Origin of the sequence: [Clostridium] scindens ATCC 35704 (assembly GCF_004295125.1) — a bacterium.
GTDB lineage: Bacteria > Bacillota > Clostridia > Lachnospirales > Lachnospiraceae > Clostridium_AP > Clostridium_AP scindens.
Genome location: NZ_CP036170.1, coordinates 3,614,683 through 3,629,568 on the forward strand (window position 1 = coordinate 3,614,683; position 14,886 = coordinate 3,629,568).

Sequence of the window (14,886 nt, forward strand, 5' to 3'; positions counted from 1 at the left end):
AAGTTGCAAGGCCTCGGCTGGCAGCTATTCTGCCAGCTACATAGCCATTGCAGACCATATTTAGTTGTTATAGCGTGAGATATGGAAACGGAAGTTCCGAGTTTTCATCTTCATGTGCATGTTCCCTGAAATAGCGGAACTCCTCATCCAGCTCTTTATAATGGATAAAATCATTTAGATATCTCAGATCTTCTTCTGCGCATCGGTGATCTTCTATGAGATCAAGAAGATAATCATTCATCTCCTCATAGCGTTCCTGAAGGTTTTGATATTTTTTCTGTTCTTTGATAACTTTTTTATTTTTAGCCATTGTTACCTGCCTCCTGACTGCTGATTCTTGAAAGAGTTGCATTGATGCTTGATTCACGTAACCGATTATTGATCCCCGGGAACAGAATCAGTTCCACATGGTGGGTGAGCCTGCCAATCAGTGCTGTTGTCATCCGTTGGTCATAAAGAACGTTCACCCACTGTGAGAATTCAAGATTCGTGTTTAAAATCACCGATTTCTGCTCGTGTATCTCAGAAAGATAATCAAACAGAAGCTGTGAACCGGTGCGGTCATACGGAACATATCCGAATTCATCCAGAATCAGTATCCGGGCACTGTTAAGCTTCTTTTTCAGTGCAGTAAGCTTTCCGCTGCTCTGACTCTCGGAAAAGAGATTGATAAGTCCGGCAGTGCGGTAGAATCTTACCGGAATTTCCTGATTACATGCAGACATTCCAATCAGAATGGAAAGCATTGTTTTACCGGTTCCTGTTCCTCCATACATGATGACATTTTTTCCTGTATGATAAAACTCCAGGTCTAACAGGCTTTGGAAGCTGACGTCTTCCGGGAAATCTATCTCATCTGCCCTGAATTCCTCCACGCGGTATCTACGTGGGAAGCCGGCGGTATTGAGGAACTTGCTCTTCCTTTTTGCTGTACGGTATTCAATTTCGTTTGTCAGGAGGTTTAAAAGGTATTCCTGCGGTGTGTCTCCTTTCTGCTCGAAAGCCTGTCCTGCAAAGTTCGTGGACAGCTTGAGCTGTTTGCAGCATGCTGCAATGGATTTTTCTATATCAGCCATTTGAGACACCTCCCTTCTTAAGGGCGGCATCCAGCATTTTCAGATCATTTCTGAACGGAATGACCTTCTGCTGTGGCAGTAAAACTTTGTTTTCAAGCGGAGGCAGAAGCGGTACATCTGCATAGGTTCGCCTGTAAAGGCTCTGCAGACTGTCCGGATCTGTGGCATTCAGCCGGACTGCTTCGTCAACTGTTCTGACAGCACTAGCAAACCCGGTTCTTTCCGTAAGTTCTGCAAGCACCTTCAGGACACGTCCGCGTTCCTTGCTTTCGCAGTTATCCATGTATATCTGCATGGTTTGTGGCATCATGTCATATATGCCGCTGTTTCGAAGAGAACGGGGTTTCCTGGCGATATATGTAAGGTATGGCAGCCAGTCCATTCTTTCATGTTCATTGCCGTAAAGGCGCTTATGACGCACCACTTCGTGCATATCTTTGTCCATGACAATCACATCAGAGGATGTAATCTTGAGATTTACAATGGACTCACAGAAAGCCGGTGAAGCAGAATAACGGTGCTTTCCTGCGTCAAGAGTAAACTTTCCATATTTATCCGTTGTTGCCGTTGTGTAAAGTGCCGTATCAAACGGAACGGAAGGAAGCGGCAGTAAACGAGCCTTATCTTCTTCAAACAGTTTACTGATAAAGCGGTCATCATCGTCATCATAGTGCTCACGCTGCATATCGATTTCACAACGATCCAGAAGATGCTTGTTTTCTTTCACAAGATCATCAAAGCGGGGTACCGGTACAAGTTCGTTGCGGCGCAGGTAGCCAACCTTGTTTTCCACGTTTCCTTTTTCCCATCCGGATTCAGGATTCATAAAAACCGGCTTAATGCGGTAGTGTTCACAAAAGCGTTGAAACCGCTCTGTTACATTACGCCCGCCACCTTTGATGATTTCGGTAACAATGGTTCTGGTATTGTCAAACCAGATTTCCGTGGGAACACCACCGATGTGCTCAAATATGGCAACCAGTCCTTCCAGAAGACATTCCATGTTTTCGCCATAATTAAGCTGGAGGAAACCTCCGTTACTGTAGGGAAAACTGAGCACAAGGTACTTAGCCTCGTGATGAAGCCTGTCATTTTCATAAAAATCGGCTGTTCCAAAGTCTGACTGGGCTTCGCCGGGATGATGATTAAGAGGGATATAGCCATCGGTTCTTTTTAGCCGTAGTTCCTCTTTCTTCTGTTTGACGTATAAGGCAACAAGCCGATAACTGCAGCCGAAACCATCTGCTTCATCCTTGAGGCGTTTAAATACTCTTTTGGCTGTATGCCGTTGCTTTCTTGGTGCAAGCTTGTCTGCCTGCAGCCATTCATCAATCAAAGGTTTGAATGGGTCAAGCTTGGATTCGTGAACCTCTGATGATGCAGGTTTGGGAGATGGATTGTTAAAGTCCTCCATATCCACATATTTTTTGACCGTTTTCCAGTTAAGGCCGGTCTCAGATGCGATTTCAGAAATGTTCTTATCTTGCCGGTAGAACATATCTCTGATATGATGTATCTGATCCATTGTAGTTGACATTCTCCTTTCCTCCTTGTCTTTATTGTTTGGACTACAATAAAGATAAGGTTAATGGTTTTTGGATATACCTGCAATGGATCTTTTCATGGGAATGCTCATACTTGGTGGCTGCCACTCAAGCGCTACACCGTTCCTGAGCGCTTCTAGCGAATGCCTTGCAACTTTCTCCAATTTGGAGATGCAACATTCTCCAATTCCCGTTTGCAACTTTCGGTAATTCTATTTTACAATAAACAGATAAATCTCGTTGACAGCACACATCTTGATTTTTGGCATATATGGTAAGGCCTGCCCCAATACATATTGATATACCTTTTTGGTATTCGATTGAAAATAGTTTTGCTGCTGAAGCCATTTTTGCAAATAATATGTAAATTCTATACTTGCATCCTTTTTTCTCATCAGATTTCTTTTCTGTTCTTCAAATTCTTCAAGATATTTCATATAGCTTTTTTCAGCTTCCTCTTCTGTTTTAAACCCGCCTTTTTTACCATATCTCACAAGATACTCTTCATCATACCAACGCATTCTGTGATACCATGATCCTCTTTCAAAAAACGCAAATCCATTTTTGCTTTTCTGTGCCATAAGCCTCCTCCTTTTTTATAAAATTTCTTTGTTTTTAGGCATAGAAAAAGGACAGCCTTTTCGACTGTCCTCTATACCTGCATATATTATGTTGAAAGATTTCTTTGTTACACATAAATACTACTCTATCATTTTATAAAGTTTAAAAGCCTATGTCAAGACCAAATCTGGTGCATTTTTGATGCATTTCTGATTCATTTTTGTTTCATTTCTGCTTCATTTCTGATTCATTTCGTAAACGCAAAATAGCGAGTACCTTGACATTTTTAGGCGGCTGCTTTGCAGCCACCAGTATTTAAGCTTTACGGATTTCCGCTGGAAGTTTTTCTGACCATGGAAGAAGCTCTTCCATAAAGAAACAATTCCTGTCATCCATGTATTACCATAATCATAACCAGTGATTTCAGCAGCAACAAGTTTACCTATTTCATTCCAATCATGCATAGAGCGTCCGGCAGGAATATCAGCATTCTTTGAAAATCCTGCTCCTACAAAAGGAATCACTCTATTATTCACAAAATCATTTAACAACGGCTTTGGTATAGATGATAGATATTTATATTCCATAGACAATCCCTCTCTCATTTTCTTCCCTAGAATCCATTCAGTAGAATAAAAAGCAAACTTGTAAAAAGACTAATATTTATCATCAACATTAAAAATATTAACTCAACATACCTATATCTTCAATTTGAATGCAATTTAATATTGCTGGTGCTGCATCCCAACTCCCAGGGTACTTCATTCCACTATCAAATGTACATCTACTGATAACCGTCTTTAAGTCCTCTAAACTGTCCACACCAAACAACACCATCATCTTATCACAGTATCTTCGAGATTTCATTTTTTCCCATTCAATAGGCATGTTCTTAACATAAACATAACAAGTTGGAAACCAATACACTTTATGCCAGCTCTGTTCCTTTTCTGATAATTCATAAGCATTGCATACTTGATAAAGGAATAAATCCGCTTCAGCAATGGCTTCTCCTGTGTAAATTGGAAGTTTTTCTCTCTGATTACAAATAACATCACCCATAAGAGTATATTTATTTTTCATCTCTGTTTTTGGCTTATAATACTCCTCAATGACACAACTATGATGTCTAAAAGCTGTATAATTGTTTGGCTTAATAGATCCTCCAAATATGCTTGTTTCTAAAAAATATGTATATGTAAGCATTTCGTTTATTGCTGCATAATCTTTAATATGACGCATGAATGCAATAACACATATAAATAATTCCCATATATAGATTTTAAATATATCCAAGTCATTTTGAGAAACTGAATTCGCATTTGGCACAAATGCTTTGATACAAGTCAGCTGGTTATACATTGTTTCAAAACCCTCAGCTATTATCTCTGCATAATCTGTTTCTGTCTCTGCAATGGTTTCTACAAACTTTAAATAGAAATCTCTCACTGGCTTGGTATTTAAAAATATTTCGTATACTCGTTCTGGACTAGCATTCTTTTCAATATATCCCTTTAAAACTTCGATGTGTGTTATTTGGAATCGGGATATACAGCTTTTTCTTTTGTTATCTGTATTACTTCCATGGATTTGACGAATTAAATCCTTTAGTTGAAAAAAATCTGTTTTCTCTTCGTCAAGCCATTCAGGCATTTTTCCTAACTTCGGTTTTGTAAATTGCGGTTTTTCATAAATATTACGAAGAAGTTTCTCGTACTCTATCTCATATGTCTCCGGATCAGACAAATCAATATATATTCGTGTTTTTATATATGTAGGAACATATGCTTTCCCATCTTCGCTTTTTTCTGCTATAACAGGAATGAATTTTTCTTGTTTCGTATTTCCATAGATTTCACTGGAAATAATCACAGTTTCATCTCCTACTCCTCCAGTACGATCATTCGCCTTCTGTGCATATACTTTATCACAAACAATTAGAACTTTTGTTATCTCAGTATCATTAACACAACGTTCCATAAACGCATATTTATCCTGACCTTCTTTCAAATCCCACTTATCAAGGACAACATCAACCCCATGCGAAACCAGTCTCTGTGCCAATTCTAGCACTATCGCATCACTACTCCAAGAATATGATATAAATATCTTTGGTATCCTATCTTCTTTCAATGTATAGTTCCTCCTACTTACTTACTATTTTTATTTTATATCCATCCGACAGCACAAATGTCTGCTCATATATAAGAAAACACTATCTCTCTAAAGAATATCGGCTATAACAAGCAGTAGACGTAATATATATCTAGCTAAAACGGACTATTAAATTCCATTTTTCCACATCAAAATTTACTTTTTCAATTCAGCTTATTCTTTAACGGTTGATTTTCGTATTCTATTAAACAGAGCCGTTTGCACTTAAGTTCTCTTAAAAACCAAAATATTTTTTTCTTACTTTTGTATTTGCCATAACGCTCAGATACCTTTTCAACCGTAAACGGGCTATATTCTGTGTCACGTTTTTGCTGACCATATCCCAACTCCCTCTTGCGTATTCGATAATTTTCCCTTCCTCTTTATTTTCCTCGTAAAGCATTTTAAGCAGCACTACAGCAACCCTGTACTCTTTCTTTTCTGAATTTTGATAAAAATCATAAAACATTGTTTTGAAAGGATAAATACGCTTATAATAGCTACATATTTTTTCCAGAAGAATCATAAAATTCTCTATAAAATTACTGCTGTCAAATATATCCCCACAACCTGCATCCGGTAGTTCCATTAGTTTACGATGTCTATCAGCAAGTTCTTTCAACCATGTGATCATCTCTTCTGATATAACAACTTCGTCCGTACCGTCCCACCAGAAAATCCGGTCATCATCCGTCAGATAATAATTACTTTTTCCTTCTAATTCTTCTGGTGTATCATAAAATGTGAACCAATTATCCTGCCGAAGAAATTCAGCTGTTTTTATCTCCGGAATTATCTCTTCTTTCCATTTTCTCCGCTGTTCCTGCAGCTTTCCAGAAGCGTACTGTTTCATCTGCTCGTCATAATATACTTTATCTTTCCATTCTTCCCACAATTTCCAAAATGACTCCTGTTTTATTTCTGCTGCAAGATAAACAAATACTCGTGCCGGAAGGAACAACGATAATTCTGCAAGTGCCTTTAAATTTTCGTTCCTACTTTTCTCTCTCCTCTTCCTGTCCAATTGAAGAAATCGTAAAAGATGGTCATAAAACTTATCTCCATAACACTCCTGTAAATGCAATAAGGCCATTTTGCACCTGTATATATCCTCCGGATAGGATGCTGGTACTATATTATCTAAGTTTAAACTTTCAGTACCATATATGATATATAACAGATCTGATAGTTCTGTTCCTCCAGCAGCTTTAAGTAATTTATCAGGGACCAACTGTCTTAACTCATCTCTCGAAAACGGCTTATCGTAATCACTTCTAAAAGAAGCAATATGTTCTGCTGCTTCCCATAGATTATATCTCTTTTTCATAGAAAATGTTGTTCCGAGAATATGATTGAGCCATCCACCATAAAATTGAGGATCAATTATTTCTCCATTGCAATCTACAAACCCAGGACTTCTATCATACATTTCATATAACACATATGCAGCAAGAATAACGTCACAAAACTCACAGCTTCCTATCTTATTAGAATAGAAAATGGAATCATTCACATAAAATCCTGCATTTTCCCAGCTGCTTTCTTCAAAATAATTATACCAGAAATCCACCTTACCTTCACTCGACAATTCCACTGGGCTTATAAGAAGCAGCTCGTGACCAAACAATGAAACCTTTTCAAACTGCATCATTCCGCCATAGTTCAGAATTTTCATCATTTGCTTGCCAAAGCATTCCCTCTTTTCTTCTGGTATATCCATTTTTCCTGTATATCCTGCAAATGTACCCATACTACACCATCCTAAAATCCAAATATAATATTTCTTTGTTTCTTGTTTGTCATCAAAGACACCAATGCGCTTATCTCAATATAATCAAAGTTATCCCTGGAATCTTTAATGATCCACTCTTCTGCCTGCTCACCCGTCAATTCTGGAAAATACTCCTGCTCCTTGTCCAAAAGCCGCTGAATAAGTATAAGTGCCTTTTGGTAATTTATTTCACTTCCATGCTCCATAAACTCTGCAACAAACTTCTCATCCACATACCTGCAATAACTACGTTCCAATCTAGTTATAATATTTGTCAAAAGATTTTCTACTGAAATAACAGAGGGTACGCAAATATCATTCATTTGCTCTTCCCAATATCGGATACACTCCTTCATATTTTGTGATAAAAGCAGATTACCTCCATCCCAAAACTCTAAAAATTCATCTTCATTTTTTCTCTGTATTGCCTTATAAAAAGGAAACTTCTGGAAATCACTTTCGTCATCTTTTGAATCAGCTTCCCATGTGATATCAGAATATCCTTTTGTCCCCAGAGAGTCCCATGTTTCCCAGAAATCCAAGTCGACATCCTGCGTATAGGCAAACACAAGACGCACAGGCAAAACATATAAGGAGAGTTCTGCAATAATCCCCTTTTCATCCTGACGTGCGGACAGTTCTTTTCTTTTGGCGAAATCAGCATTTAGCAGTTCTGCAAGGAAACTTTTCATTGCTGTTTTTTCAGTCTCTTTTATACCTCGAAAAACTCTGTATGCATATTCTATCCGGCTGCATGAATTTGCAGATTTTATTTCGTTTCTACAAGATATCTTTCCCTCTTCAGGGATAATTATTTTTTTATTTTCGATTTCAAAAACCGCCAGCAACTGCTCTATATCCAATCTGCCATACTTGTCCGAATAATCCTCTAATAAATCTGTATATGTAATATCCTTATATTCTTCAGAATTTCTGAAAAAAAGATACACTTCCGACATTCTAATTCGCCCAGGCAACGTTACCTTCTCTCCTAATACCCCCTGAATCAAAAGCAGGTATATTTCTACATCATACAGCTTGCCAGATTTTATAAAATAGCAGCCGCCATTCGTAAATGCTTCCTGCAAGACCATTATCATATTCATTACAACACCAAATTCATTATAGCCCGGATCTTCCACATACAGTTCGCAAGTATTCAGGTCGTATTGGGAAATTTTTCTCTTTTTCTTTTCAAAAATTGAATAATCAAATAAAACAATCCCATCTGTATTTGGTCGTGCAGGGGCAGCCACAGTCACTTTCTTTCCTGCAACCGTCATTTCTACTGTCTTTCTTATACCACATTTGTCCATGATTTCAAGGACATATTTATTCATCTCATTCCTTTTTTCTACTGGAATACTTACCTTTCCTGCAAGACAAAACATATTATCTTTCATATACAGTCCTCCCGATTCATTTTCATATGCAGTAAGTAAATTATAATTTCTATATAGTCTGTCCATTCCTTTTAGCCGACAGTTGAAACTCCTTAATTGACTTCTCATACTGAATAATATCAAATTCTTCACAATCAACGCTAATAAGATAGTTTACGATAGTCTGTTCTGGCTTCTTCATAGTATAAATTTTTATATATAGATCAAAGCTCTTTTTATTCACTTGCAACTGCGAGAAATGAAGAATAGACAATATAACCCAAGCTTGCATCATTACTCTTTGTCATGATGATTACTTTATCACATACTATCCGTCTCTCGCAAAGTCAGCGTGTTTCCCTCTATCGCATTGGAATTGTAAGTGTATTCAACTACATTTTCCTGTCAATTGCCGCCAGCAAACTCTCTGCTGTTTTATACCTATCGTCTTCCGGTTTCTTCGCATCTACAGAAATTTTCCAACTGCGCCCTTCGTGGGTAACACCCGAAATTTTCCCCTCTGAACATAATATACGAACTCTCCTATCTGAAACGCCCCATTTCTCTGTAGCCTGCTTCACTGTCATGTACATAAATCTACACCTCTCTTCAAACAGTAGTATCCCCTGTTATCGGAACAATACTTTTCACTTATCGGAATAATACAAAAGTCCGAAAGATACCAATCTCCTATCATTTGTCTCTTATCCCCTTTGGAGAATACAAAAAGTGACCTCTATGTACGAATCAGGTTACCTGTCCGTCTATTTTCATCTAGTGATATTCTGCCCGCACAGTCCACAAAAACAGCATAAAATCAATCGTATTTTTTTACAATTGATTTTATGCGTGCTTTTAATCATATAATTTAAAATCCCTGTCATAACAGGTATGTTTCTGCAATGATATACGTCAAATAGCTATATAACAACAGACTATTCTTCAATCATAATTCCTAATTTTTCAAAAAACAAAGACACGTTACAATAGCGCTTTAAAGAATTTCCATTTTCCATGATAAATTTCCATGTCTCCGCATAAGTTCCCGGTACATGAAATGAAATATCATATAATGATTTCAAAAACTCCATAGGTCTATCGCTATATCGGTCCGCTATTTCAAATGCCAAATCTTCTTTTTCATCATCTGACAAATCTTCAGAAATACCATGCAATACATGTTCCATATTCCTGGAGAAAAAATATATTTCATATGGAAATCCGGCTATATTGTCTGCTTTTACTAAGTAATATACAATCTTTCTTTTACTGATATTTCTTCTGATAAGACGATCTTTATTCTTTGCTGCTATATACGTTTCAAAATATTCCGTTTTTCCGGTTTCTGATTGCTGTATCATGGTACTGGGAATAAAAGCTCCGTCTGTATCAATCATTTGAACCACTTTCAAGATATCTTCTCGTTCAATAAATGGATTTTTCTTCAAATAATAATTAATTTCATCTTCAATCCTATTTTCAATATATTTTACCGTCATAGCTTCATCTGCAGTAATGTCTGTATGCAAAACTTCAAACTCAATATCATGGTCATTCACAAGATTAGAAAACACCAGTGCCAATGCGTCCTCATCTGTTGGTCCTTCTACAAGAAGCAGGATAATCTTTTTAGTCATGTAATCCCACCTTCCCCGCGCGCTTCATAGCCAGTTCCATTTTATAAATGTTTGTTTCATTATAAAGTTTTTCTTTCTGTCCGCCCAGCTTAATACTACGCAGATAAGATAACCGTTTATTTTGTGTATTTTTAATATTTACAGATTTGATATAACGGTTCTGAGGATTAACCGTTGTATAAATCAAAGATTCATTTTTTAGGACTTCCAATGGCCGCAGATTATGAGAAGTAAAGATCAACTGTCCTTTTGCTTTTTCCTGCATGACCTCTATACACTCTCCAAGCAGATACTCATAAATTCCGGAATCCAGTTCATCTACTACAAGACAGTAAGATCTCCTGTTATAGCAGGCTACCAAATTACTGCATATGGAAATCAGTTTTTTTATTCCGGCCGACTCATATAGTAAAGGAACACGTGCCCCCGCACGTATGGTTATAATTTCAAATTGAACGCCATCTTTTCCATTTTCCATCAACTTATCAAAAGCGTTATAGATTTCAATCTGAATTTCTGGAATCAATGCTGCCATCACTACATTAATCTGCTGTATCGTACTAGATACATACGGGTAAATTTCTTTTGGAACTACATTAATATCTGTCAAATGCAGCATAACTCCAGGTCCTTTCGCTTTCATAGGATTTGGCCAGTCTATATTAACTGGTATGGTATCCAAATTTAGTGCCAAGAGACCATAATGTGCATTCTCAATAACTGCCAGATCATACAATCCATAATTTTGCAGGATACTGCATAGATTCGCAAGTTTCTCAATCTCTCCTTTTTCCTTACTGAATGTCTCCTGTGCTTTTTTCGAGAACAGGAAAGAACCAACCTGCGGCATCTGCCGTTCCTCATCAAATCCCTCGGTAATCTGTTGAGCCATTCCCAAAGCAACCATACTTTCCAGGTTTTTCCGAAAATGTTCCAGATTTTTTAATGGTCGGAACAGTTCCTGGCTCCCCTTACGATATTCAAAAACAGGTGTCAGCCGTTTCCCTTCTATGCATTCTTTCATACTCAGTTTTTCATAACTGATACAAAAACTGGATCGCCCGTTTTTTAACAGTTCAACTTCGTATTCTGCTTCTACTTTACCCGCATCTGTCTGGACCATAAATCCATATTTCACATGTGCTGTATCTGATAAACAATTGATATAGTAATAAAAATGAGGAGGAATTTCTCTTCCGCTAAACAAGCACTTTAATAATACCATGCAGTCTATTACAACTGTTTTGCCAGATCCATTCTGTCCATAGATTCCAAGGACACCACCTTTATTATCACCTTGTGCAAATTCAAGTTCCCCATGCTGCACATTTTTTATATTATCAATTGTTAATCTTGTCAACCTTACTATCTGCTGCATAATAAACTGCCCTCCTTTTTTATATTATATGTTATGTTTCCCTTTGAGTCAATTCTTATCCAATATTCGTTATTATTTTTAACATTTTTAATTTTTCATGTTCTAAAACCGTCTTTATAACTGTATTCGTCAGTTGGACAATAAACTCTGTCTATTCTCTACCTCATGATAAAATTTATGAATATAGCCCTGATTTACTTTACATACGGACGCTTCTACGTTGTTAATCATATCCCTTAACGTAGTTCCTCACCTTCCACAAACACCATTTTTTTCAATAGTCCGGCTGCAGTTTTCTCCCCTCCTGTGAGGCACTCTTTATCTCCAAAAACTAAAAATGAATCTTTTGCCCGAGACACCGCAACATTCATAAGATTCGGTGCTCTGTTGATAAAATAGCACCCATCTTCGCTTCCATACACACAGGAAAACAAAATGACCTTTCGCTCCGCCCCTTGAAACGTATGTACCGTCCCAACATCAATAAACTTTGAATACTCCGGAAGTCTATGTTTTATAAGATTCTTTATCAAAAAACTTTGGCTCTTAAAAGGTGTGATAATCCCCAATACCCCTCTCTCATCAAATCCATCTTTGTCTCTGTAGCATGACAAAATTGTTTCATATTTTTTCTGCAGCCACATTATAATAGCTTCCGCTTCTTCTATATTTCGTCTGCTTCCTCCGTATTTCTGTGATTTTGCAGTGGTAACCTGTCTGAATCCCATTACCGGAAGAACCCCTCTTACTTCATTGCGCTCAGCTGCATAAAAGGAGCCCCTCTTAGGTTCCAATTTCCCCTCATATACCAGTTTGTTACAATATGCGATTATTTCATTATAACACCGGCGATGTTCACTTAAAAATAACCCTCTTTTATATTTATTAAATGCACAGGATACTGCGGCTAATTTCATAATACTGGATTGAGAACAATTTAAACCATTTTCTTCAAGCATACTGTATTCGCTTTTATTTGCAATTACCTCATTACTAATTGCCATTGCAATATCAAGAGTTCTTGCAGTTCCCCATACGGGCGGTATTTGTTCCTCATCCCCTACAACAATTGCTTTTTTCGCTAAGGAAAACGATGCGGCAGCAATCTCCGGAGATGTCTGTCCTGCTTCATCTACAACCAATACATCTATATAGTTATACATAAAATGATTTTTTTTCTCATTTCCATCATATGCCAAAAACTGTTTCGGAAGCATAAAAAATGTCATAACCATACACGGTGATATCATAGCAATCCGATGATACATATCATCCAGTATATTTTTAAACGTTTTCCCTTTTTGCTTCTCACTAATCGGATTCTCTTTCTTCAGCCATCGGCTCTCATAATAATGTACTGCCAACCAAAATTCCGCATATCTTACCCGATCCAATACATCGTTCAATTTGCATAAGTCGAATTCATTCAACACACTATCTTCCGGAACTGCAACATTATATTTTTCGAAGCTTCGATACCCCTCTTTTAAATGATCCATTCTTATATCTATTTCTTTTTTTTGACTTTTTAATTTTTCTATTTTATCGTCTATACAAAGTTTCTGTTCCTGCAATTGACTCTTTTTCAAATCATTATCACATATTTTCTGCATATAAACTTTTTCTATCTCATCTATTGACATATCACGTCTTAAAAATAATAATTCCGCTTCATTTACAAAGGAAAATGACCATCTTTGTATCCTGCTTTTAAAACAGAAAAGCTTTTTTAATAATCGTACATACCATGGCAATTGCTGATAAGCTGTTCGCCATTCCTGCATTCTATTTAAAAAACATTGTATAGTTTCCTGAATATTTTCTATTTGATTTTGCAAATCATTTCTAATTGCTTCTTCTTCCCATATATTTCGCATTATCCTTTCTACATATTCTCCATACGATTCCTTGCCGAGAACACTTTTCATATTGTCCAACATAGAGAGACAGTTTATTCTATCTTTATTTACTTTCTTCAATTCCTTCCACAATATTTCTTCGCATACTGCAAAATCGATATTTTCTATTTCGCTTCGAAAATATTGATGAAATTCTTGTTTAAATAATCTTCCTGAGGAACGTCTGTTTTCTGCTGACTCAAGTTCCTCTGCAAATCCACCTCCACGTACCGTCGTATATTGATATCGTTTTTTTATAGCTTCCTTTACTTTCCCATTGGAAGGAAAATAAACTGCAAAGCTATTCGTTCCGGTAATCCACTTATGTTCTAAATTAGAAATTCCAATCTCTGAAATCTGTCCAAAAGAATCAATAATATTTGTAACCGCTTGATTATTAGTGGATACTGCAACAATAATTGGCGCCTTTTCCTTCTGCAAAGCAGATTTTACATACATGTCTGCCACTACAGACTGCAAAAAAGTAGTCTTTCCTGTTCCCGGAGGTCCGCTGACTGCCAAAAGATTTCCTTCATTTATTTCTCCAAAATGATTCATCGCCTCACGCTGAGATGGCGACAGTGGATATGCCCCTCCCATTTGTCCAGCGTGAGCTTTCATTTTACTTATATCAGTATTTTTTATCAATGGTTTTGACGGCTCTATCTTTCCATTCGTTATTCTATCGTACAAGGAATTAGCTCTTTCCTTTACCAAAGCATTATACAACTGCAGAATATAAAAAGAAGCATTGACTGTCGAATCCTGAAACAAGTAATATCTGCCATCTAATTTAAATAATTCATTTCCATTTCTAATATAGTTATTTTCGAATGGCGTCTGTGTAACAAATTCATAGAGTTTTATCGCATATGCTAAATAATCCTGCCACGAATTCAATTGATATCTTTCGTTCGTAGTATCCTCCAAAAATTCATCATATTTTTCGACATCTCCTACAGCAAGCAAAGGCTCCTCCATAGGTCTTAAATACTCACGTGGTATCCAAGGTATTTTTCCCTCATTCGGCTTACATAACTCTCCGTCGCGGTTTACACATAACGGCAAAAAGAAAAATGATGTCATCTCTTCTATATTATCTTCAGTCTTTCCACCATCTTGGAATTCCGTTGCTAATGTCTTCAATGCAATAATTACATTTTTTATCTTTAACTTTTCTTCATCAATATTGCCCTCTGAATCATAGTCCATCTTCCATATATTAAAATTATTCTCTTCACTTAACTTTCCAGATAGTAATTCCTCTTCTGCAACTACAAAAAAATGCTCTTTTTTATAGTCTATTGTCCCTTGCATATTTGCTGCCACAGCATTTCTGAAATATCTTGTAACACTTTTCACTTTGAATCTTCTCCTACTATAATAATTGTTTTCATAATTTTAGCAAAACAATTATCTCTTATCATTTGATTACTTGCTTCTGTATCATCTGCAGTTATTCCCTGTTCATAAGCATATTGTATA

Annotated in this window: 12 protein-coding genes; all 12 read right to left on the bottom strand. The window is 36.8% G+C overall.

Annotated elements, in window-relative coordinates; genetic code table 11:
* Positions 1–67: 67 nt before the first annotated feature.
* The gene (locus tag HDCHBGLK_RS18485; RefSeq protein WP_004604852.1) at positions 68–310 is read right to left on the bottom strand and encodes a hypothetical protein; all 243 of its coding nucleotides are present in this window, start codon (positions 308–310) and stop codon (positions 68–70) included.
* Positions 303–1,076 (bottom strand): ATP-binding protein, encoded by a 774-nt coding sequence (locus tag HDCHBGLK_RS18490; protein WP_004605482.1) that lies wholly within the window; start codon positions 1,074–1,076, stop codon positions 303–305. Before HDCHBGLK_RS18490 ends, HDCHBGLK_RS18485 begins: the two co-directional genes overlap by 8 nt.
* The gene (gene istA / locus HDCHBGLK_RS18495; RefSeq protein ID WP_004605483.1) at positions 1,069–2,601 is read right to left on the bottom strand and encodes an IS21 family transposase; all 1,533 of its coding nucleotides are present in this window, start codon (positions 2,599–2,601) and stop codon (positions 1,069–1,071) included. The genes HDCHBGLK_RS18490 and istA overlap by 8 nt, the downstream gene beginning before the upstream one ends.
* Positions 2,602–2,832: 231 nt before the next feature.
* Positions 2,833–3,201: a hypothetical protein gene (locus HDCHBGLK_RS18500; protein ID WP_004605418.1), complete on the bottom strand. Its 369-nt coding sequence runs from the start codon at positions 3,199–3,201 to the stop codon at positions 2,833–2,835.
* Positions 3,202–3,417: 216 nt separating this feature from the next.
* Positions 3,418–3,768, bottom strand: coding sequence for a hypothetical protein (locus tag HDCHBGLK_RS18505; protein WP_039909337.1), 351 nt, complete (start codon positions 3,766–3,768; stop codon positions 3,418–3,420).
* A gap of 97 nt (positions 3,769–3,865) precedes the next feature.
* The gene (locus HDCHBGLK_RS18510) at positions 3,866–5,314 is read right to left on the bottom strand and encodes a toll/interleukin-1 receptor domain-containing protein (RefSeq protein WP_004605416.1); all 1,449 of its coding nucleotides are present in this window, start codon (positions 5,312–5,314) and stop codon (positions 3,866–3,868) included.
* A 256-nt stretch (positions 5,315–5,570) separates the two neighbouring features.
* Complete coding sequence (locus tag HDCHBGLK_RS18515) at positions 5,571–7,085, bottom strand: hypothetical protein (RefSeq protein ID WP_004605415.1); 1,515 nt, start codon at positions 7,083–7,085, stop codon at positions 5,571–5,573.
* An 11-nt stretch (positions 7,086–7,096) separates the two neighbouring features.
* Positions 7,097–8,509: a hypothetical protein gene (locus tag HDCHBGLK_RS18520; protein ID WP_039909335.1), complete on the bottom strand. Its 1,413-nt coding sequence runs from the start codon at positions 8,507–8,509 to the stop codon at positions 7,097–7,099.
* Positions 8,510–8,880: 371 nt separating this feature from the next.
* Positions 8,881–9,081, bottom strand: a complete 201-nt coding sequence (locus HDCHBGLK_RS18525; RefSeq protein ID WP_004605412.1) for a helix-turn-helix domain-containing protein — start codon at positions 9,079–9,081, stop codon at positions 8,881–8,883.
* A 342-nt stretch (positions 9,082–9,423) separates the two neighbouring features.
* Entirely contained in the window at positions 9,424–10,125 is a 702-nt protein-coding gene (locus HDCHBGLK_RS18530; RefSeq protein ID WP_004605411.1) for a hypothetical protein, read from the bottom strand.
* Positions 10,118–11,503 carry an AAA family ATPase gene (locus HDCHBGLK_RS18535; RefSeq protein ID WP_004605410.1) on the bottom strand — a complete coding sequence of 462 codons (1,386 nt, stop codon included), beginning with the start codon at positions 11,501–11,503 and terminating at the stop codon, positions 10,118–10,120. The genes HDCHBGLK_RS18530 and HDCHBGLK_RS18535 overlap by 8 nt, the downstream gene beginning before the upstream one ends.
* A gap of 236 nt (positions 11,504–11,739) precedes the next feature.
* Entirely contained in the window at positions 11,740–14,763 is a 3,024-nt protein-coding gene (locus HDCHBGLK_RS18540) for a DEAD/DEAH box helicase (protein ID WP_004605409.1), read from the bottom strand.
* Positions 14,764–14,886: the final 123 nt, after the last annotated feature.

Bases quoted from the DNA above. Each gene is read 5' to 3' on its own strand.
- HDCHBGLK_RS18485 (WP_004604852.1), bottom strand. From the start codon at position 310: ATGGCTAAAAATAAAAAAGTTATCAAAGAACAGAAAAAATATCAAAAC.
- HDCHBGLK_RS18490 (WP_004605482.1), bottom strand. From the start codon at position 1,076: ATGGCTGATATAGAAAAATCCATTGCAGCATGCTGCAAACAGCTCAAG.
- istA (WP_004605483.1), bottom strand. From the start codon at position 2,601: ATGGATCAGATACATCATATCAGAGATATGTTCTACCGGCAAGATAAG.
- HDCHBGLK_RS18500 (WP_004605418.1), bottom strand. From the start codon at position 3,201: ATGGCACAGAAAAGCAAAAATGGATTTGCGTTTTTTGAAAGAGGATCA.
- HDCHBGLK_RS18505 (WP_039909337.1), bottom strand. From the start codon at position 3,768: ATGGAATATAAATATCTATCATCTATACCAAAGCCGTTGTTAAATGAT.
- HDCHBGLK_RS18515 (WP_004605415.1), bottom strand. From the start codon at position 7,085: ATGGGTACATTTGCAGGATATACAGGAAAAATGGATATACCAGAAGAA.
- HDCHBGLK_RS18520 (WP_039909335.1), bottom strand. From the start codon at position 8,509: ATGAAAGATAATATGTTTTGTCTTGCAGGAAAGGTAAGTATTCCAGTA.
- HDCHBGLK_RS18525 (WP_004605412.1), bottom strand. From the start codon at position 9,081: ATGTACATGACAGTGAAGCAGGCTACAGAGAAATGGGGCGTTTCAGAT.
- HDCHBGLK_RS18530 (WP_004605411.1), bottom strand. From the start codon at position 10,125: ATGACTAAAAAGATTATCCTGCTTCTTGTAGAAGGACCAACAGATGAG.
- HDCHBGLK_RS18535 (WP_004605410.1), bottom strand. From the start codon at position 11,503: ATGCAGCAGATAGTAAGGTTGACAAGATTAACAATTGATAATATAAAA.